This window comes from Haloarcula sebkhae, assembly GCF_014647415.1.
Classification (GTDB): domain Archaea; phylum Halobacteriota; class Halobacteria; order Halobacteriales; family Haloarculaceae; genus Haloarcula; species Haloarcula sebkhae.
Window position 1 is genome coordinate 1,087,073 of the sequence record NZ_BMPD01000001.1, and the last position, 20,484, is coordinate 1,107,556.

The 20,484-nt window shown below is 64.6% G+C and carries 20 protein-coding genes; 4 read left to right on the forward strand and 16 right to left on the reverse strand.

Annotation, left to right across the window (positions count from 1 at the left end):
* The first annotated feature begins 144 nt into the window (after positions 1-144).
* Entirely contained in the window at positions 145-1,824 is a 1,680-nt protein-coding gene (gene thsB / locus IEY38_RS05725) for a thermosome subunit beta (protein ID WP_188976038.1), read from the forward strand.
* 353 nt (positions 1,825-2,177) lie between these two features.
* On the opposite strand, the gene IEY38_RS05730 is transcribed toward thsB, so the two are convergent.
* Entirely contained in the window at positions 2,178-3,041 is an 864-nt protein-coding gene (locus tag IEY38_RS05730; RefSeq protein ID WP_188976040.1) for a hypothetical protein, read from the reverse strand.
* Between the two features lie 76 nt (positions 3,042-3,117).
* Here IEY38_RS05730 and IEY38_RS05735 point away from each other — a divergent pair, with 76 nt between their 5' ends.
* Positions 3,118-4,113, forward strand: coding sequence for an ornithine cyclodeaminase family protein (locus IEY38_RS05735; protein ID WP_188976042.1), 996 nt, complete (start codon positions 3,118-3,120; stop codon positions 4,111-4,113).
* On the opposite strand, the gene IEY38_RS05740 is transcribed toward IEY38_RS05735, so the two are convergent.
* Genes IEY38_RS05740 through IEY38_RS05750 form a run of 3 tightly spaced genes read right to left on the reverse strand, consistent with a single transcriptional unit; the run spans position 4,114 to position 4,731 of the window.
* Positions 4,114-4,335 (reverse strand): DUF7535 family protein, encoded by a 222-nt coding sequence (locus IEY38_RS05740; protein WP_188976044.1) that lies wholly within the window; start codon positions 4,333-4,335, stop codon positions 4,114-4,116.
* 43 nt (positions 4,336-4,378) lie between these two features.
* Complete coding sequence (locus IEY38_RS05745) at positions 4,379-4,546, reverse strand: hypothetical protein (protein WP_005536532.1); 168 nt, start codon at positions 4,544-4,546, stop codon at positions 4,379-4,381.
* Positions 4,546-4,731: a hypothetical protein gene (locus IEY38_RS05750; RefSeq protein WP_005536530.1), complete on the reverse strand. Its 186-nt coding sequence runs from the start codon at positions 4,729-4,731 to the stop codon at positions 4,546-4,548. The genes IEY38_RS05745 and IEY38_RS05750 overlap by 1 nt, the downstream gene beginning before the upstream one ends.
* A gap of 145 nt (positions 4,732-4,876) precedes the next feature.
* Here IEY38_RS05750 and IEY38_RS05755 point away from each other — a divergent pair, with 145 nt between their 5' ends.
* Both IEY38_RS05755 and leuS read left to right on the forward strand, forming a co-directional pair.
* Positions 4,877-6,268, forward strand: a complete 1,392-nt coding sequence (locus tag IEY38_RS05755) for a sensor histidine kinase (RefSeq protein WP_188976046.1) — start codon at positions 4,877-4,879, stop codon at positions 6,266-6,268.
* Positions 6,269-6,421: 153 nt separating this feature from the next.
* Positions 6,422-9,097 carry a leucine--tRNA ligase gene (leuS, locus tag IEY38_RS05760; protein WP_188976048.1) on the forward strand — a complete coding sequence of 892 codons (2,676 nt, stop codon included), beginning with the start codon at positions 6,422-6,424 and terminating at the stop codon, positions 9,095-9,097.
* Between the two features lie 32 nt (positions 9,098-9,129).
* Here leuS and IEY38_RS05765 read toward each other — a convergent pair whose 3' ends face one another.
* The 12 genes from IEY38_RS05765 to IEY38_RS05820 all read right to left on the reverse strand — a co-directional run bounded on the left by IEY38_RS05765 (position 9,130) and on the right by IEY38_RS05820 (position 20,422).
* Positions 9,130-9,582: a peroxiredoxin gene (locus IEY38_RS05765; RefSeq protein ID WP_188976050.1), complete on the reverse strand. Its 453-nt coding sequence runs from the start codon at positions 9,580-9,582 to the stop codon at positions 9,130-9,132.
* A gap of 2 nt (positions 9,583-9,584) precedes the next feature.
* Positions 9,585-9,992 (reverse strand): Hsp20/alpha crystallin family protein, encoded by a 408-nt coding sequence (locus tag IEY38_RS05770; RefSeq protein ID WP_188976052.1) that lies wholly within the window; start codon positions 9,990-9,992, stop codon positions 9,585-9,587.
* A gap of 62 nt (positions 9,993-10,054) precedes the next feature.
* Positions 10,055-10,870 (reverse strand): prephenate dehydratase, encoded by an 816-nt coding sequence (pheA, locus tag IEY38_RS05775; RefSeq protein ID WP_188976054.1) that lies wholly within the window; start codon positions 10,868-10,870, stop codon positions 10,055-10,057.
* Positions 10,871-10,974: 104 nt separating this feature from the next.
* Positions 10,975-11,814, reverse strand: a complete 840-nt coding sequence (locus IEY38_RS05780; RefSeq protein WP_188976056.1) for an aldo/keto reductase — start codon at positions 11,812-11,814, stop codon at positions 10,975-10,977.
* Positions 11,815-11,899: 85 nt separating this feature from the next.
* A complete protein-coding gene (locus IEY38_RS05785) occupies positions 11,900-12,529 on the reverse strand; it encodes a hypothetical protein (RefSeq protein WP_188976058.1) in 630 nt (209 codons plus the stop codon).
* Positions 12,530-12,670: 141 nt separating this feature from the next.
* Positions 12,671-14,089 carry a dihydrolipoyl dehydrogenase gene (lpdA, locus tag IEY38_RS05790; RefSeq protein ID WP_188976060.1) on the reverse strand — a complete coding sequence of 473 codons (1,419 nt, stop codon included), beginning with the start codon at positions 14,087-14,089 and terminating at the stop codon, positions 12,671-12,673.
* A gap of 39 nt (positions 14,090-14,128) precedes the next feature.
* Positions 14,129-14,437 (reverse strand): hypothetical protein, encoded by a 309-nt coding sequence (locus IEY38_RS05795; protein WP_005536512.1) that lies wholly within the window; start codon positions 14,435-14,437, stop codon positions 14,129-14,131.
* 145 nt (positions 14,438-14,582) lie between these two features.
* Positions 14,583-16,226 (reverse strand): dihydrolipoamide acetyltransferase family protein, encoded by a 1,644-nt coding sequence (locus tag IEY38_RS05800; RefSeq protein WP_188976062.1) that lies wholly within the window; start codon positions 16,224-16,226, stop codon positions 14,583-14,585.
* A 3-nt stretch (positions 16,227-16,229) separates the two neighbouring features.
* Positions 16,230-17,228 (reverse strand): alpha-ketoacid dehydrogenase subunit beta, encoded by a 999-nt coding sequence (locus tag IEY38_RS05805; protein ID WP_188976064.1) that lies wholly within the window; start codon positions 17,226-17,228, stop codon positions 16,230-16,232.
* Entirely contained in the window at positions 17,225-18,331 is a 1,107-nt protein-coding gene (pdhA, locus tag IEY38_RS05810) for a pyruvate dehydrogenase (acetyl-transferring) E1 component subunit alpha (protein ID WP_188976066.1), read from the reverse strand. The genes IEY38_RS05805 and pdhA overlap by 4 nt, the downstream gene beginning before the upstream one ends.
* Before the next feature lie 172 nt (positions 18,332-18,503).
* The gene (lipA, locus tag IEY38_RS05815; RefSeq protein ID WP_188976068.1) at positions 18,504-19,433 is read right to left on the reverse strand and encodes a lipoyl synthase; all 930 of its coding nucleotides are present in this window, start codon (positions 19,431-19,433) and stop codon (positions 18,504-18,506) included.
* A gap of 155 nt (positions 19,434-19,588) precedes the next feature.
* Positions 19,589-20,422, reverse strand: a complete 834-nt coding sequence (locus IEY38_RS05820) for a class I SAM-dependent methyltransferase (RefSeq protein WP_188976070.1) — start codon at positions 20,420-20,422, stop codon at positions 19,589-19,591.
* Positions 20,423-20,484 lie beyond the last annotated feature (62 nt).

The window sequence follows — 20,484 nt, forward strand, 5'->3', positions numbered from 1 at the left end:
TGGCGTGCCAACAGCTACCACTACTAGCAGCCAGTACCACCTCTGTCGGGTGATTTCACCTGTTCTGGCCGCGTCAACAGGTGGCCGTCGAGCGCCCTATAACCCTTACTTTTATATAGAACCACATGCAATCTTCGCTTGATTATGAGCCAACGCCAGATGCAGGGCCAGCCGATGATCATCCTGGGAGAGGACTCCCAGCGGATGAAGGACAAGTCTGCGCAGGAACACAACATCTCGGCCGCTCGCGCGGTCGCCGAGTCAGTACGCTCGACGCTCGGCCCGAAGGGGATGGACAAGATGCTCGTCTCCTCGATGGGTGATGTCACCGTCACGAACGACGGCGTCACCATCCTCTCGGAGATGGACATCGACAACCCGACAGCCTCGATGATTGTCGAGGTTGCCGAAACACAGGAAGACGAGGCCGGTGACGGCACCACCTCCGCCGTCGCCATCGCAGGCGAACTCCTCAAGAACGCCGAGGACCTCCTCGAACAGGACATCCACCCGACGGCGATCATCAAAGGGTTCAACATGGCCGCCACGCAGGCAAAGGACGAACTCGACGACATCGCCACCGAAGTCGATCCTGACGACGAGGAACTCCTGAAGAAGGTCGCCGAGACCTCGATGACGGGCAAGGGTGCGGAGCTCAACAAGGAGCTGCTCGCCCAGATCATCGTCGACGCGGTCAACGCCGTGACCGTCGAGGCCGACGACGGCTCCGTCGTCGCCGACCTCGAATACCTCAACATCGAGACCCAGACTGGCAGCTCCGCCGGCAACTCCGAGCTGCTGGAAGGCGCAGTCATCGACAAGGACCCGGTCCACGAGGAGATGCCGACCGAAGTCGACGACGCCGACGTCCTCCTCGTCGACACGGCCATCGAACTCGACGAGACCGAAGTCGACGCCCAGCTTTCCGTCGACGACCCGAGCCAGCTCCAGAACTTCCTCGACAAGGAAGAAGAGCAGCTCAAGCAGATGGTCGACCAGATCGCGGACACCGGCGCTGATGTCGTCTTCTGCCAGAAGGGCATCGACGACATGGCCCAGCACTACCTCGCCGAGAAGGGTATTCTGGCCGTCCGTCGCGCAAAGAAGTCCGACATCGAGTTCCTCAAAGAGGTTCTGGGTGCCCGCATCGTCTCCGACCTCGACTCCGCGACCGCGGAAGACCTGGGTCACGGCTCCGTCACCCGTGACGACGCCGAAGGTCTGTTCTACGTCGAAGGCAGCAGCGACGGTGCCCACGGCGTCACGCTCCTGCTCCGTGGCTCGACCGACCATGTCGTCGACGAACTCGAACGCGGTGTCACGGACGCGCTGGACGTCGTCGCGTCCACCGTCGCCAACGGCAGCGTCCTCGGCGGCGGCGGCGCACCCGAAGTCGAAGTCGCCCGCCGGCTCCGCGACTACGCCGACAGCGTCGAAGGCCGCGAACAGCTCGCTATCGAGTCCTTCGCCGACGCGCTGGAGATTATCCCGCGCACGCTCGCCGAGAACGCCGGTCTCGACAGCATCGACACGCTGGTCGACCTGCGCGCCGCCCACGAGGACGGCGATGTCAGCGCCGGCCTGAACGTTTTCTCCGGTGACGTCGAGAACACGCTCGACACCGGCGTCGTCGAGCCAGCCCACGCCAAGCGACAGGCGATTTCCTCGGCTGCAGAGGCCGCGAACCTAGTCCTCAAGATCGACGACATCATCGCTGCCGGCGAGCTCTCGACCTCCGGCGGCGACGAAGGCGGCCCCGGCGGCCCCGGTGGCGCTCCTGGCGGTATGGGCGGCATGGGCGGCGGTATGGGCGGCATGATGTAAGCGAGGGGCCGAACGAAGTGAGGGCCCTCGAATAGTGAGCGGCGAACGCAGTGACCCGCGAGCAACGTAGCTGATCGGACGCAGACTTTCTGAACGAACGCCCACGCAGCTCCGCTGGGCGTGCGTCGCTTTCGAACCGACCTGCAAACGATCGTTTCATCGATTACAGTCAGCTTCCAACTACGGCGACGCTGTGACATCGCCGATATCGAGACGTGAAACTGGAGACACAGTTAGGTATCTTACTGCGAAGTATCGACTGTCCCGGTCCGTTTGGTGGGACGGGCTGGTGACAGCGGGTGGGGGCTGCTCTCCGTTTTGGACACTTCGACAGCGTCCAGCCGTCGCTCGCATCAGTCGGGCTGTGTTGTTCGGTTTTGACGGCGTCGGTCGTCGAACACCACGTCTGTCGTCCCGAGGTCACTGTAGCGGAGGATCTCGGTTACTCGGCGGGTATCTGTTCCGTTGTTGATCGTGTACTGGAGCGCGTAGCTCCGGACGATGCCGCTCGGCGTCACGGTTGCCGAGAAGGAGACGTTGGTCACACGGTCGACGGGGCGGGTGGCAATCGCGCTGTCGTCGGTCGACCCGGTTCCCTTGATGCGATACAGCGAAACCCCGTACAGCTGCTTGATGACTTCGTCGCCGGGGCGGATAGACGTGATGTTGGTGGCGGAAAACAAGGCTATGAGACGCCCATTGAACGTGGGTTCGAAGAACAGTGCGGCCCGAGGTGAGCGCGGCGGGCCACCGATACCACGGCTGTCCGCGACCACCTCTGTCGATGTCGACCCGTTGACTGTCGTCCGTCTGAGCGCACGGCCGTCCCGCCAGGTGCTGTGAATCTCACGCGGTGTCACGCCCTGGCCGGTGACCGTTCGGGTGGCCGTGTACGACTCGTAACCCGCGCCGATACTGGCACGGGTTCGGACTCGCTTGCGCAGGCCGCTGCCGTTCATGACGGTTCTGGTGTGGTGGACTCGATAGGCGGTGTTCGAGAGGTGGCTGACGTGGGCGCGGCCGAGCGTGGTGGCGTTGACGACGCGGTCGCCGACGACGCCCGGGGCACGCTGTGCTGGAGATGTCGGTGCATCTGCAGTCGGGACCGGTGCTGGTGTCACCGTCTCCCTGGCGGCCGTGTCGTCTCCGAACAGCCCGGCACACCCGGCGCTCAGCAGACAGAGACAGAGCACGGCAATCGCCGCCCGGCGACGCATACTCGTGACTGGCTGTGTGGCGACATAACCCCTGTGACGGCGGAGGGCTAAATATCGTCGAGTGTCAACATACCATATGCAGACGCTGCTTCTCGGCGCGGACGCGGTCGAGGACCACGCGACGATGCCGGCAGTTATCGACGCGGTCGCCGCGGCCTTCGCCGCCGATGCTAGGGGGAACACCATCATGCCGGCCAAGTCCTACATCGACCTGCCGCAGTACAATGGCGACTTCAGGTCGATGCCGGCCTACGTCAACGCTGAGACGTGGGACGCCGCCGCGATCAAGTGGGTCAACGTCCATCTGGACAACCCCCGGGATCACGACCTGCCGACCGTCCTCGGGACGCTCATCTACTCGGACCCCGAGACGGCGTTCCCGCTGGCCGTGATGGACGGCACCGTCCTGACGCGCCTGCGGACCGGGGCGGCGGCCGCCGTCGCCACCGACCACCTCGCCGTCGCCGATGCAGACTCACTTGGTCTGGTCGGGGCCGGCACGCAGGCGTACACGCAACTGGCGGCCATCTCGTCGGTCCGGGATATCGAGACGGTGGTCGTCGCCGACCGGGACACGGAGAAACAGCAGGCGTTCGTCGACACGTTCACTGACCGATTTGACGTGCGGGCGGGTACCATCGAGGACGCCGCCGGCTGTGACGTACTGTCGACGATTACGCCCGTCGAGTCCCCCATCGTGGACCGGGAGTGGCTTGGCGAACGCACACACATCAACGCCATCGGGGCCGACGCTGCCGGCAAGCAGGAACACGACGAACGCACGCTGCTCGACGCGAAACTCGTCATCGACAACTACGAGCAGTGTACTCACTCCGGCGAGATCAACGTCCCGTGGGGCGAGGGAGTCCTGACCGATGCCGACCTTCACGGGGAACTCGGCGACATCGTCGCGGGCACGCTCTCGGGACGGACCGACGACGACGGCATCACGCTCTTTGACTCGACGGGACTGGCGATTCAAGACGTGGCGACTGCACACGTCGTTTACGAGAACGCGAGTGCCGACGGTGACGGGACGGCGTTCTCGCTCGTCGATACCGATACGACCTGATTACGATGAGGGCGTGAGCATATCGGTCACTTTCGAGATGCCCCAGACGATGACGATAAACGGCAGGAGCGGCATCAATAGGACGAGCAGGCCGAGGAGCATCCCCCAGCCGAACACGTCCATCTCCTCGTTGCGACGGCTACCGGTCCCCGGCGTGACCGACTGGAGTGGTGCCGGCAGTCGTCCGCTGTCCTTCGTGTCGTCGTCAGGTGATTTTGCCATACCTTCTCTTGCATTGAGGCGTGTATAAGCCTAGGCCCGGCGGCTACATGGCACCGGCGACGCCGCTGCCGATGGCAGCCCCGCAGTTGTCACAGGCAACGAGGTAGAACCGTTTCGAGGCCGTAAAGAAGCCCGTCGTCGACTCCATATCGAGGAACTCCACGTCCTCCTGGGCGTTCATCTCCGCATCGCATTCGGGACAGTGAACCATCAGGCCGCACCTCCGTTGGACTTCGCGCCGGCGACACCGCTGCCGATAGTCACACCGCAGGCTGCGCAGTTGGCGGTGTAAAAGCGCTTGGAGGCTTTGATGAAGCCGGTGACGGCGTCCACTTCGACGAAATCGATATCGTCGGCCGTTTCGAGCGAGGTCTCACAATCAGGGCAGTGTACCATACATCCCTGACACTTGGCGAGTCCGGCAAAAATCTTGTGTGGGGTGCCGCTCTCTCGGACGGCGTCCCGGCGACGCTGCCGGTTCGACACGCCCGAAACAGTGACAATCCGCCACACGCAACAGTACGCTTACCGGGAACGCACCATGGGTAGCAAACCTGTTTTAGTCGTCACGACCGACGGGCTGGATACAGCGGCTCTCGAATCCGCCCTCGCCGAGACGCCGGCGTCGATCACACAACTGTCGGATCTCACGGCCCTCTTTGACACGCTCACCCATTCGGCGTTCCATGCGCTTGTTCTCCCCGAAACAGTCGACGACCAGTCGGGAACCGATATCGCGTACGGCGTCAGGAAGCTGTTTCCCGACCTACCGGTGATCGTCGTAGGCGAAGACCCGGCGGCGGTCCCGGCTGCCCTCGACGTGACGGTCGTTGAGCCGTCGGCACATCTCGAAGACGCCGTCGCCGAGGCTGTTCGGGACAGCCTCGACGCCGAGCCGCCGACTGTCGCCGGACGGCCACCGTCCCCGATGGAGACGCTGTTGCTCTCCCTGTTCAACGAGATCCCGGATCACCTGTACGCGAAAGACGAGCAGGCCCGGCACGTCCTGCTGGGCCGGGGGTTCAACGAGCCGACCGACCGACTCGGCCTCACCGACGTCGAAGTTCCGGAACTGGCTGATGAGCACGCGAAAGCGGCCCTGCGTGATGAAATGGACGTCATCGAGGAAGAAACGGACCAGATCGAAGTAGAGGAATTCCTCGATCTCGACGCGTCGTACGTCCGCACCCGCAAGATGCCGTGGTACGATTCCGACGGGGACGTTCGGGGAATCGTCGGACACACGCAGGATATCACCGAACGAAAGCTCCGCGAGCACGCGTTTCGCCGCCAGAACGAACGGATGGTGAAAGTCGCACTTGTGGCGTCTCACGAGCTCCGAAACGAACTCCAGATCGCCTACGGGCGACTCGAAGAGCTGGCCGACTGCGACGGGCCGACCGCCGACATCGAGGAGTCGCTCTCACAGATCTCTGCGATTATCGATACCGTGGTCGAACTCTCCACGAGCGACCCGAGTGGGTCTATCCAGCACGACGAGATCGAACAGATTCCGAAGCGAAAACACGTCTGGCTCTCCCGTCTCAGTCGGGAGGTGTGGGACACGCTCGCCGACAGCGAGGCGTGCCTGGCATTCGACGGGGACACCCGTATCGTCGCCGATCAGGAGTCCGCCGGGCTGTTGCTCCAGATCCTGTTCCAGAACGCGCTCGAACACGCTGGACCGTCGGTCACCGTCACCGTCGGCACGACGGCCGACGGCTTCTTCGTCGCCGATGACGGTCCGGGCATCGATGTCGAACCGCTGGAGCGTGTGTTCGACGCGGGCCACACCGCCGTCCCGGAGAACACCGGATTCGGACTCTACGTCGCTCGCCGGGTCGCCTCGGATCAGGGCTGGACGATCTCGATGTCGGAGAGCGAGTCGGGCGGCGCTCGATTCGACATCAGAAACGTCGACTGTCCCGGATAGCGGGCGGCTGGTCGACCTGCGGCGACGGTACCGCTCTGTGGTAAGCCAGTTCCCCGGATTCACACCCGCTCGGCCTGTGCGCTCGTGTGGCGGACCCTGATAGCCTCCCGAAGGGAAAGGTATAGCACGGTCGCTGCCGGATGTTCCGATATCATGACCACGACCGGTGAGGAACGCGAGCGGGGGTTCGATCACACGGAGATCGAGCCCCGGTGGCAGCGCACGTGGGACGAGGCCGACGTGTTCCGGATCGACGACGACGAGACCGACCCGGAGTACGTTCTGGCGATGTTCCCCTACACGTCCGGAAGCCTCCACATGGGCCATGTCCGGAACTACACTATCACGGACGCCTACGCCCGCTTCGAGCGGATGCGCGGCGAGAGCGTCCTCCACCCGATGGGCTGGGACTCCTTCGGTCTGCCCGCCGAGAACGCCGCCGAGGAACGGGACACCAACCCGCGGGACTGGACGATGCAGTGCATCGACTCGATGCGCGACCAGCTCACGGAGATGGGCTTTGGCTACGACTGGGACCGCGAACTCGCGACCTGTGAGCCGGAGTACTACCAGTGGAACCAGTGGCTGTTCAAGCAGTTCCGCGAGGAAGGGCTGGTCGAGCGCCAGGCCGCCGAGCTGAACTGGTGTCCCTCCTGTGAGACCGTCCTCGCGGACGAGCAGGTCGAAGGGGAAGAAGAGCTCTGCTGGCGGTGTGACACGCCCATCGAGGCCCGCGAGATGGACCAGTGGTTCTTCACCATCACCGACTACGCCGAGGAACTGCTGGAATCGCTTGACGACCTCGACGGCTGGCCGAACAACGTCCGGGAGATGCAGCGCAACTGGATCGGCAAGCAAGCGGGCGCGAGCGTCGCCTTCGAGGTCGGCGACCACGGCGCGGTCGACATCTTCACGACCCGTCTGGACACCATCCACGGGGCTACGTTCTTCTCGCTGGCCCCCGGCCATCCCGTCGCGCAGGAGATCGCCGAGGATAACGACGAAGTCGCCGAGTACATCGAGATGGCCGAGGAAGCCGACGAGGACGAACTGGACGTGACCTCCGGCGTGTTCACCGGCGAGTACGCGACCAATCCCGCCACCGGCGAAGAGATCCCTGTCTACGTCGCCGACTACGTGCTGACCGACGTGGGGACCGGCGCGCTGTACGCCGTGCCGGCCCACGACGAGCGCGATCATGAGTTTGCGGAGGCCCACGACATCGATATCGTGCAGGTCGTCGAACCGACCGACGATGCGGACGCCGACCCCGAGGACATCGACGTGCAAGAAGCGGCCTATCCCGAAGACGGCCTGCTGGTCAACAGCGGCGAGTTCGACGGGCTGGCGAGCGCCGAGGCCCGCGACCGCTTCGTCGAGGAGTTCGACGGCGAGCACCGCACGGAGTACAACCTCCGGGACTGGGGCATTTCCCGCCAGCGCTACTGGGGCACGCCGATTCCGATGATCCACTGCGACGACTGTGGCTACGTCGAGGTCCCCGACGAGGACCTCCCGGTCGAACTGCCGGAGTTCGTCCACACTACCGGGAATCCACTCGACGCCGCCGAGGAGTGGAAGCAGACGACCTGCCCCGACTGCGGGGCCGACGCGGTGCGGGAGACGGACACGATGGACACCTTCGTCGACTCCTCGTGGTACTTCATGCGGTACACCTCGCCGGAGATGGAGGAGGCCCCCTTCGACGCCGAGCGGGCCAGCGACTGGATGCCGGTCGACCAGTACGTCGGCGGCATCGAACACGCCGTGATGCACCTGCTGTACGCCCGCTTCTTCACGAAAGTGCTGGACGACCTCGACATCGTCGATGGCGTCCGCGAGCCCTTCACGAACCTCACGAACCAGGGAATGGTGCTGGGCGAGGACGGCAACAAGATGTCCAAGAGCCTTGGAAACGGCGTCTCACCTCAGACCATCATCGAGGAATACGGGGCCGATACGGCCCGACTGTTCATCATGGAGGCCGCCCAGCCTGAGAAGGAGTTCGCCTGGAGTCCCGAAGGTGTGCAGTCCGCCCACAGCTTCCTCCAGAACGTCTACACGCTGGTTTCGGAGTATGCTGAGGGTGAGGTTGACACCGGTGACGCCGACGACATCGCGGCCTACGTCGACCGCGAAATCGACGCCACCGCCGCCAACGCGACGGCGGAGTTCGAGGACTTCCGGTTCAACCACGCGCTCCAGGCCGTGCGGGAACTGGTGTCGTTGCTGCGCCGGTATCAGGAGGCGACCACTCCCGACGCCGACACCTTCGAGCGCGGGCTGGCGACGGCGGCGAAACTGCTCGCTCCGGTCGCCCCCCACGCTGCCGAGGAGATGTGGGCCGAACTGGGCCACGACGACCTTATCGCGGAGGCCGAGTGGCCGGCCGCCGAGGCGCCCGCCGACTACGGGATGGAGCGCCGGCTGGTCGAGAACACCCGCGAGGACATCCGCGACATCGTCGACACGGTCGGCATCGAGAACCCACAGACCATCACACTCGCGGTCGCACCGGAGTGGAAGCACCGCGTCCTCGACCTCGCCCGGAACGCTGACGGCAACGTTGTCGGCACCGTCATGCAGGACGAGGAACTGCGCGAGCAGGGCGAGGCGGCCGCGGACTTCGCCAAGGAACTGGCCGGCCGCGCGCAATCGCTGGACGAGCAACTGCCGCCCGAGCGCGAGCAGGCGGCGCTCGAACGGGCCGCGTGGCTCGTCGAACGCGAGTTCGGCGCTGACGTGATTGTTCAGAGTCCCGAGGAAGCAGACCCCGACCTCGTCGGCAAAGCCGGTCCCGGCCGCCCGGCCATCGACATCGAAGAATAGCTCGCAGTCGTCCGATTTTCGCCTGTCTCGGCCTACTCGGCGCTGACCAGCCCAGTATCGACGAGGTCCTCGAAGACGCTCGCCGCGTGGCCGTCGGGGCCGACCCGCTCGTAGACGGCGACGACGCGTTCCTTCGCGATGACGTACGTCGTCCGCTGGCCCCGGCCGTCGACGAGCGGCACGTCGAACGCCTCGCATAGCCGTCCCTCGGGGTCGGCCAACAGGTCGAAGCTGAGGCTGTTCGCTTCGGCGAAGTCGCGGTGGCTCTCCACGCCGTCTGTCGAGACGCCGTACACCGAGACGCCGGCGTCTTGGAACTGCTGTGTGTACTCCTCGAACTGTTCTGCCTCTGTCGTACAGCCGGGTGTGTCGTCCGCCGGATAGAAGTACAGCACCGTCGGCTGCTCGAAGGCGGGCTGGACCGCGTCGCCGTGCTGGTTCGTCGCTCTGATCGTTGGCACGTCGGTACCGGGTTCAAGTACCATCGTCAGTTGACGGGGATATTCGTCCCGTCGTCGTCCTCGCTGTGGACGACCTTCGACAGCCGTACCGTGAGGACGCCGTTGTCGTAGCTCGCGGTGGTCTCCGCTTCGTCGACGGCCTCGGGGAGGCGGACCGACCGGCTCAGCGACTGCTGCCGACGCTCGCGCTGGATGTACTGGCCGTCGGTCGATTCCCGCTCTTGGCTCGACGTGGCGCTGATTGTGAGCTTCCGATCCTCGACGAGTTGAACGTCGATGTCATCGCTGTCGTAGCCGGGGAGGTCCGCGTGGACGACGAAGGTGTCGCCCTCGTCGACGACGTCGACCGGGATAGCGCCCATGTCGACGCCGAACTGCTCTCCCAGCATATCGAACGCGCGCTCGATCTCGCTGAACGGATCGCGGTCTGACATACACGAGGGTACACGGGCCCGGGACTTAACGCTTGAAGCAGGGCCGGCGGTGTCTCGCCGGTTCAGTTGACGACCGTCCTGGAGTCGTACGATCCCAGCCGGCGGACCCAGCCCTTCTCGGCGATGTCCTCGATGTCGGCGAGGGCGTCCTGCGTTCGCTGCTCGTAGAGGCCGGCCGAGATGTCGATGTGGAAGACGTAGTCGCCCAACCGCTCCCCGCTTGGCCGGGACTCGACGCGGGTGAGGTTGATATCGCGGTCGGCGAACGGCTGCAGCAGTTCGAGCAACAGACCGGGGTAATCGACATCGGGGTAGACGATGAAGGAACTCTTGCCGCCGGCCTCGCTGCGCTCGCTTTTGGGGGCGACGACGACGAAGCGGGTGGCGTTCGAGGACCGGTCCTGAATGTCCTCTGCGAGCACTTTCAGTTCGGTGCCGTTGGTCGCGTTCTCTGGGTGGCCGATAGCGGCGATATCAGCGTCACCGCGGGCGCGCTCGACGCCGCGGGCCGTCGATGCGACCGCCTCGACATTGACGCCGGGGTAGTGCTCGTCGAGCCAGCCGCGACACTGAGCCAGCGCCTGGGCGTGGCTGGCCACCAGCGAGAATGAGTCGTCCTGTGCGAGCAGGGCGTGGCGGATCGGCGTGATGATCTCCTCGACGACGGCAACGTCGTACTCCGCGAAGGCGTCGAGCGATTCCGTGACGGAGCCTTCGATGCTGTTCTCGACGGGGACCACGCCACGTTCGGCCTCGCCGTCGGCGACGGCCTCGACGATGGCGGTCACTGACTCGGAGAAGGAGATCTCGTCGTCGGTGACTGCCTGTGCGGCGCGGTGGGAGTAGGTCCCCTCAGGACCCAGGGTAACAGTGGTCATACCCGGGGTACAGCGGTAGGAACCAAAAGAACCGTGGTCATCGACAAGCGCTGTCCCGCCGCAGTCGCGGTCGTCGGACGCCATGCCGGTGGCGTCTGCCGCTTTCAGGACAACTGGGCGAGTTCCTCGGCAGTGAGGTCGATGGCGCTCGCGGCGACGTTCTGTTCAAGATGGTCGAGGCTGCTTGTGCCGGGAATCGGGAGTGTCACGTCCGAATGCCCCAGCAGCCACGCCAGTGCGATCTGGTAGGGTGTGGCGTCGTGGCGCTGCGCTATCTCCCCGATGCCGTCGATGTCGCCGAGGTCGCCAGCGCCGAGCGGGAACCACGGAATGAACCCGATACCGTAGTTCTCGCACGCCTCTAACACGTCCTCGTCGTCGCGGTGGGCGACGTTGTACTGGTTCTGGACCGTCGCGATGTCGACGATGTCGCGGGCCCGGTCCAGTTGGTCGACGGAGACGTTCGAGACGCCGACGTGGCGGATCAGCCCCTCGTCTTTCATCTCGGCGAGCGCGTGAATCGAGTCCTCGAACGGCGTGTCGGGGTCTGGCCGGTGGTGCTGGTACAAGTCGATGGGGTCCATCCGCAGGCGGTCCCGCGAGCACAACTGGGCGTTGCGCAGATAATCCGGGTCGCCATGGGCCAGCCAGTCGGCGTCGGTGTTGCGGAGCAGACCGCCTTTCGTCGCGATGACGAGGTCTTCACGTTCAGTATCGAGCGCCTCGCCGATGAGTCGCTCCGAGACACCCGGGCCGTACGAGTCCGCCGTATCGATGAAATCCACGCCGAGTTCGACCGCTCGCTCCAGCACGCTGTGAGCGTGTGCCTCGTCGTCCGGTTCGCCGATGATATCCTCGCCGGTGAGCCGCATTGCACCGAAGCCGAGCCGGTGGACTGTGAGTTCCCCACCGATATCGAACGTCTCACTCTCGTTTGTGACCATATAAACACGGTTGACCGCACGCCTGAAAACAGCCCCGCCGACTCAGGTCGTCACCGCAACCGGTTCGATACCCCACGGTGACCGCTCACTCGCTGTTGCGGTGGAACAGCGCGAGGTGAACGAGGAGATATCGCGAGGCGTAAAAAACCGTCACGCTGGCGACGAAGGCGAACAGCGACACGGCCCCGACCGACAGGCCGAACCCGGAGTCGACGAACGGGTTCCGACCCGTGAACGCGACGTATGCGGACACTGCGTCACCACCGCCCAGACCCACGGCGAACAGGCAAAGCGAGAGCACGATTGCCAGGCCGCCGGTTCCGAGACCGACGTAGCGGGCGAAGTCCTCGGCGTTGAGCGCCGCGTGCGCCTGTCGCTCGGTCAGCGGGGCGAGCCGGACCCGGTAGAGGACTGACCCGACGAGCAACGTCGCACCGAACAACTGCAAGGCCCCGCCGAACAGTCCGAGTAACAGCACTTTCGGCGAGGCGATGGCAGGGTCGATCGACGGCAAAAACGCCGCGGTGCTGTCCGGATACAGACCGTAGATAGGTAGTAACAGCGCCAGCGCACCAAGCAGGGCGCTCTGGAGCGCGAGCGTCCGCGGGACGGTCTGTCTGAGATACGAGTGGCGTTCGTAGCGGAGTCGCTCGTACGTCGACCCCGAAATGATCGCCTGGGCGATGGTATCGTCGGGCTGTGAATCAGTAGACATATCTTACCGGTTCCTATTCACCGACAGTTTACTCAATCCATCATATAACCCTTTTGCACGGCGCAAAACTCTGCCGCTCTGACAGTAAACGCCCACAGAGTTGTTTTTAACTGGGCCTTTGCGAACCGGCCTGGCGCGTTCTCAGCGCGTGTGAACCGCTTCGCCGCGTGCCGCCGCGGCCGCCTCGTGGACTGCCTCGGAAAGCGTCGGGTGCGTGTGGATCGTCCCAGCGATGTCCTCAAGCCGCGCGCCCATCTCGATACCCAGCCCGAGTTCGGCGATAAGCTCCGACGCTTCCGGGCCGACGATCTGTGCCCCGAGCAGGAACTCCTCGTCGGCGTCGGCGACGACGCGGACGAATCCCTCTTTCTCGTTGACAGTGAGTGCACGGCCGTTGGCCCGTATCGGCATCTGTCCGATGACCGGGTCGAAGCCCGCCGCCTCGGCCTCGCTCTCAGTCATTCCGACGGTCGCGATTTCGGGGTCGGTGAACACCGCGGCGGGAATCGCCTGATGGTCGAACGCGGCCGGTTCGCCGGCGGCGGCTCTCGCAGCGACCTCGCCCTCGGCCATCGCCTTGTGGGCCAGCATCGGTTCGCCGGCCACGTCGCCGACTGCGAACACCGACTCGAAGGCCGTTCGGCACTGGTCATCGGTCGGAATGACGCCGTTCTCGTCCGTCTGGAGGTCGATGTTCTCCAGCGCGAGCGTCTCCGTGACCGGTTCGCGCCCGACCGCGACGAGACACTTCTCGGCGTTGTACTCGGTGACCGTATCGTCCTCATCAACGGTCTGGACGCGAATGCCCTCGTCCGTCTCGTTCCAGTCGTCGGCCGCCTCCCCGAAGTTGAAATCGATCCCCAGCTCCTCGGCGCGGTCGCGGACGACCGCTGCGATGTCGTCCTCGTAGCCGGGCAACACGTCATCGAGCATCTCGACGACGGTGACCTCCGCGCCAAGTTTCGCGAACACCGTCGAGAGCTCCATGCCGATGTAGCCCGCACCGACGACGAGCAGCTTCTCGGGGACCGATTCGAGCGCGAGCGCGTCCTTCGAAGGGAGGATGTGTTCGCCGTCGAATTCGAAGTCCGGGACCGTCATCGGTCGGCTCCCCGTGGCGACGATGGCGTGTTCGAACGACAGCGATTCCGAGCCCTGTCCCTCGCCGCCGTGGGCGACCCGGACCGTCCCGTCATCGACGAACTCGGCTGTCCCTTCCACCAGATTGACGCCGGCGTTCTTACACAGCGATTCGACGCCCCGTGTCAGCCGTGTGACGACGCCGTCTTTCCACTCTGTCATCCCGGCCATGTCGACGGCCGGGTCCGCGAATACGCCCATCGACTCGGCCTGCCGGGCGTCGTGGGCCACGTCCGAGGCCGAGATGAGTGCTTTCGAGGGGATACAGCCGTGGTTCAGACAGGTCCCGCCGTAGGCGTCCCGCTCGACGAGCGTCGTATCCAGCCCTAATTGCGCGCCCCGGATCGCGGCGACGTAGCCGCCCGGACCGCCGCCGATAACAAGCAGTTCCGTTCCCGTAGTGACATCTCCGACGACCATAGCGGTGCCTCGTCCGGGTCCGTGAAAAGCTATCGCCCTTCACTTCGCTGTCGTGTCTCGCGTGCGCCGCCGATACAGGTAGTACCCGATGACTGGCACCGACACCGCAAACGCTGCAAGCAGCGTCGTCCCCACCCCGTGGACGATGCCGCCAAGCGCATACAGCGGTGTCGGGGTCCAGTCCCCGTCGGTCCGCCTGAGCTGTCGACTGTCGAGAAAGAGCCCGACCGTGAGAAGCAGGCTGAACAGCATACCCGCCCAACTGGCGAGGACAGTCAGGGCAAACGCGCCGAGGAACGTTCCGAGACTCCCCTCTCCGGCCGATGCTGACGACACGAACAGTTCCATTGACAGCCGGGAGAGAGCCATACACCCCGGCGGCAGGACGAACAGCGCGGCTAATCCGTACCAGATCCATGTGTCTCTCGTGGAGGGCATCACCAACCCTGTCGTTCCAGTGACCTGTTTCGGTTTCGATTGTGAACCCGAACAGTTACTCCAGCAGGAGTCGCGTCGGGTCCGCCAGATATTCCTTGAGCGTGTTGACGAAGCGCGCGGCGTCGGCCCCGTCGATGACGCGGTGGTCGATTGCCAGCGAGACCGGGAGCGTGGGTTTTGCGACGACTTCGCCGTCTTCGGCCACCGGCCGCTCTTTCAGCGCCCCGATCCCGAGAATCGCCGTCTCGGGGACGTTGATGATCGGACTGGCGTACTCGCCACCGATAGCGCCGAAGTTCGTGACGGTGAACGTCCCGCCTTGCATCTCCGATCGCTCGATGTCCCGCTCTCGGGCCCGCCCGACGAGGTCGTTGATCTCGTCGGCGAGCTCGACTAGCCCTTTCCCGTCGACGTCGTTGACGACCGGCACGACAAGGCCATGGTCGGTCGCTGCCGCCACGCCGATGTTGTGGACGTCTCTGTAGACGATTTCCTCGTTTTCAGTATCCAGAGCCGTGTTGAGAACCGGGTGCTGGTCCAGCGCCGCGGCGACGCATTTCACCACAAACGGTGTGTACGTCAGCGTGACATCGCGCTCCTCGGCGAGTGGTTCGAGTCGCTCACGGGCCTCGACGAGGCCGGACACGACTACCTGGTCGTGGTGGGTCGCGTGGGGCACCTCTCGCCGGGAACGGGCCATCTGCTCACCGATTGACCGACGGACGCCACGGTACGGTTCGCGGCGCTCGCCGTCGCCTGTCTCGACGGCCGTCGCTTCGGTCCCAGCGCCGCCCGCTTCGGCTGTCGTTCCCGCTGCGCCACCTCCGGCGCTGACGGCTTCGGCATCAGCCGCCTGCGCGGCCTGCTGGGCCTCCGCGTACGTCCGCACGGCCGACTCGTCGACGTAGGGCTGGCCGTTCCGCGTCTGGTCGGTCGGAACGGCGTCGATGTTCACGTCGAGTTCACGGGCGGCCTTTCTGGTGGCCGGCGTCGCCAGCGTCTGGTCGCGACTGGCGGCTTCCTGTCCGTCGCCGGAGACACTTCTGACGGCTGCCTTGACAGCGGTTCCGTCGTCTGTGTCCGCATCGTCGGCCTGCGAAACTGCTGTGGTCGGGCCGTCCCCGTCGTCGGACGCCTTCGAAACGACAGATGTGGGGCCGTCGTCACTGTCAGCCGTCTCGCCGGCTGACGCTGTGGCCGCCTCGACATCCCCTTCGGTGACGCGGCCGCCCGGTCCGCTCCCGTCGACGGCCGCGATATCGACCCCCTTCTCACGGGCGAGTCGGCGTACGCTCGGCGAGGCGAACACACGGCCGTCGGCCGTGCTTGTGCTTGCCTCCGACTGTTCCGATGTGTCAGCCGCTGCGGCTTCGCTCGCAGCGCTGTCTGCCTCCTCTGTGTCGGCTCCTGCCGATTCGGCTTCGTCTGTACTATCAGTCGCCGCATCAGCCGCTTCGGCATCGCCCTCTTCCTCAATGGTGATGAGTACCTCGCCGGTCTGTACCATCTCACCGACTTCGGCATGTAGTTCCCGTACGATGCCGTTGACCGGCGACGGGACGTCGACGGCGGCCTTGTCGGTTTCCACCTCCGCGAGGACCTGATCCTCGGTGACGGCGTCGCCCGGCGAGACGCGCCAGGTGAGCACCTCACCCTCTGCGACCCCTTCACCGAGGTCTGGGAGATTGAACTCGAACATGCGTCAGAACTCCACTGCCTCTCTGATACCGTCTTTGATGCGGGCGGGTTCTGGGAGGTAGTAGTCCTCTAACGCGTACAGCGGGTACGGCACATCGAAGCCCGTCACTCGGGTAACGGGGGCCTCCTGGTACAGCAGGACCTCCTCCTGAATGGTGGCGATGATTTCGCCGGCCAGCCCGCCGGTTTTGGGCGCTTCGTGGACGACGGTCGCTCGCCCGGTCTTTTTGAACGACTCGACGATGGCGTCGGTGTCCATTGGCGACAGCGTTCGCAGGTCGATCACTTCGGCGTCGATGCCCTCCTCGGCCAGTTCCTCGGCGGCTTCGACCGTCGGCCGGGTCATCGCACCCCAGGTGAACACGGACACGTCGCTTCCTTCACGGCGGGTCTTCGCTTCACCCAACTCGACCGTGTACGGGTCGTCGGGGACCTCCTCGCGGAACGATCGATAGATGAGCTTCGGTTCGAGGAAGATAACGGGGTCCGGGTCGCGGATAGCCGCCGTCAACAGCCCCTTCGTCTCCTTTGGCGTCGACGGGACGACAACCTTCAATCCCGCCTCGTGGACGTAAAACGCCTCCTTGGACTCGGAGTGGTGTTCCGGCGCACGGATGCCGCCGCCGTATGGTGCGCGAACAGTCAGCGGGCAGTTGTATCGGCCGCGGCTCCTGTTCCGAAGCCGAGCGGCGTGACTGACAATCTGGTCGAATGCGGGGTACATGAACCCGGAGAACTGCATCTCCGGCACCGGCCGGAGCCCGTAGGCGGCCATGCCGATGGCTGTCCCGACGATGCCGGCCTCAGCGAGCGGCGTGTCGATGACCCGGTCGTCACCAAACTCCTCGTGGAGCCCCTGTGTCGCCCGGAAGACGCCGCCGTTTTTCCCGACGTCTTCACCCATCACGACCACATCTTCGTTCCGCTCCATCTCGCCGTAGAGCCCGTCACGGACGGCCTGTACGAGCGTCAAATTTTGTGTGTCTGCGTCCTGTGTACTCATTCCAGTAGCACCTCGTCGCCGTGTCGCTCGCGTAGGTCTTCGAGGTAGTCCAGTTGCTGTTCGAGTCGCTGTGGCATCTCCGCGTACACGTCCGCGAACATCTCCTCCGGTTTCGGCCGCTCGGTCGCCTCAGCCTCGTCGATGGCCGTGGCTACCTCGTCCTGAACCGATTCGTCGATGGCGTCGACCCGCTCGTCGTCGAGCAGGCCCTGGTCCCGGAGGAACGCCTCCATCCGCGGGATTGGGTCTTTTTGCTTCCAGCGCTCGACTTCGCTGTCGTCGCGGTACACCGATGGGTCGTCAGCAGTCGTATGTGCGCCAAAGCGGTACTGCACCGCTTCGATCATCGTCGGGCGGAGTTCACCCTCTGGTGGGTCGTGTGCCTTGTCGACGGCCTCGCGGGTCACCTGATACACTGCCAGCGGGTCCATCCCGTCGACCTGGACGCCGTCGAAGCCGTAGGCGTTAGCCTTCTGGGCAAGCGTTTCGCTGGCCGTCTGGCGCTCCCGTGGTACCGAGATCGCCCACTGATTGTTGTTACAGAAAAACACCGCTGGCACGTCGAACACACCCGCGAAGTTCAGGCCTTCGTGAAAGTCGCCTTCGGAGGTCGCGCCGTCACCGAAGTACACGAGGGCAGCGGTGTCATCGCCCTTGAGTTTCGATGCCCACGCGGCCCCGGTCGCGTGCGGAATCTGTGTCGCGATTGGGACCGCAAACGAGAACGCCTGGACGTCCTCCGGCGGCGAATTACCCGACTCCGACCCCATCCAGTACAACAGGTCGTCCGACAGGGGCCATCCCTTGACGTACATCGCGAGATGTTCCCGGTAGCTCGGGAACGCCCAGTCGCCGTCTCGCAGCGCGTAGGCGCTGCCGACCTGCGAGGCCTCCTGTCCCGACATCGGGGGGTAGGTCCCCATCCGGCCCTGTCGTTGCAAACTCACCGCCCGCTGGTCGAAGTGCCGGCCGAGTTTGAGATACCGGTACATCTCCACCAGTTCGTCGTCCGAGAGGTCCGGTATCGTTGCGCCGTCGACCACTGTCCCGTCTTCATCGAGAATCTGTACCTTGTCCGCTGGGTCGCGCTGGAGGACACTCATAGAAACCGCCTCCCTCGAAGTGGCATACGACGACTGTTCACTCGCACTACCTTTAGAGCTTTCGCGGCGCTGAAAAATATATCCGACGTGGGTATTACTGATCATATAGATGTTTTAGCGGCGCTACGCCGGTTTTAATTCTGCCCAATTTATCACTGATAACTCCGGTGTATCAGTTGTCGGCACGGACTTCTGCCCGGGCCTCGTCGACAGTTCGTCCCTCGCGCATGACGCTCTCCACGAACAGTTCGCCGGCACGGTAGGACGACCGGACCATCGGACCCGAGGCACAGTACAGGAAGTCGAACTCCTCCTCGGCGACCCGCTGCCAGGTGTCGAAGGCGTCCGGATGGACGTACTCCGAGACCTCCAGATGCGAGCGGGAGGGCTGGAGGTACTGGCCGAACGTCACCACGTCGACGCCGGCCTGCCGGAGATCCGTCAGCGTCTGGTACACCTCGTGGGCGTACTCGCCGACACCCAGCATCAGGCTGGTCTTGCTGTAACAGTCGCTTTCGCGGTTGACCTGCCGAAGCACCGAGAGGGACTGCTCGTAGCCCGCCCGGCGGTCCCGGACCGGCCACTGGAGGCGGTCGACCGTCTCGATGTTGTGGGCGATGACGTCCGGGTCGGCGTCGATGATCTTCCGAACCAGTTCCGGCTCGCCCTGAAAATCGGGGATGAGACACTCGACCAGAATCGACGGGTCACGCTCTTTGATGGCCCGGATCGTCTCGGCGAAGTGGCCCGCGCCCTGGTCGGGCAGGTCGTCGCGGTCGACGCTGGTCAGCACCACGTAGTCCAGTCCGATCTCCGCGACGGCGTCGGCCACCTGCTGTGGCTCGTCGGAGTCCAGCGAGTCCATCCCGCCCGTCTCCACGTCACAGAAGTTACAGCCCCGCGAACAGCGGTCGCCCATCAGCATGAACGTCGCTGTCCCCGGTCCGTCGCGTCCGCTCCAGCACTCCCCGAGGTTGGGGCAGTTGGCTTCCTCACAGACCGTGTTGAGGTTTCGATCCCGGAGCGTCTGCTTGATATCGGTGAACCGCTCGCCCGACGGTGGCCGCATCTTCAGCCAGTCAGGCTTGCGCGAACGACTCATTACCAGCAGTTAGGTTGGGTCGGTCAAAAACGTGCGGGGGTCCTGTCCTCTGTCACACCCCTTGTTGAAGACCAGTCGGGCGGTCAGGCGGCTCAGCCGAACCGACTGCCACCTGCGTACTCAGGGACATCAACGCTACTGCCCGCGTGCCCACCTCAGGCACGGCAGACCGCAAGCATATGTGCGGACATATCCACGACAGTCCGGTCCGTCCGGAGTTCGTCTACGAGCGCCTGAACACCGGCCAACTCGTGTGCTGACAGTTCGTCAGCGGTCTCTCGGAGCGATGGAGCGGCGAGTACTGACGCCAACCCCTCCAGTCCGACCAGCGTCTCGACGGTTACTCCGCCCGCCTCTAACAGCGCCTTGAACTCGTCGGCGCGGAAAAAATGGGTCTCGGTGAACGCCGCATCGTGATCGAGTTGCGCCACGAATGAACGGTCGTAATCACCCGTTTCGGCGAGTTCGTCCGCGTGGACGAGGTGTTCCGACCTGCCGACCAGCGAGAGCATAAGCCAGTTGAGCCGCCCCATGACGGAGGCGAACACCGGACTCCCGGCTTTTGTCACCCGGTGAAGCTCCCGCACGGCGGCCACCCGTTCGTCGGCGTCGAGTACATGTGACAGCGGCCCACCCAGACACAGCGTTGCGTCGAATACGTCCTGGTCAAACCCGAGGTCGCGCACGTCGCCCGCCTCGACGGCCACCCGCTCTTCGTACCCATGCTCGGCGATTTTCTCCTGTGCAATAGCTCGCTGGCCTTTGCTGGGGTCGACGAGCGTGACGTCGTACCCCTGTTCGGCCAGCCAGACGGCGTACCGACCAGCACCGCCGCCCACGTCGAGAATGTGTCCCGTGTCGGGGAGGTTTGCTTCGAGCTGTGCAACGGTCCCCGACCACTCCAACTGCCCGTGTAGCGTGGCTGTCAGGCGGTCCCACTCGCTCTCGTCGTTCTCGTCGTAATAGCTCTCGGGGTCGCTGATAGGCATACCTGCGCACTATCAGCCGGCTGAGTTAATTTTTGGGCAGCCGTGTGGGATGCTCGCATCGA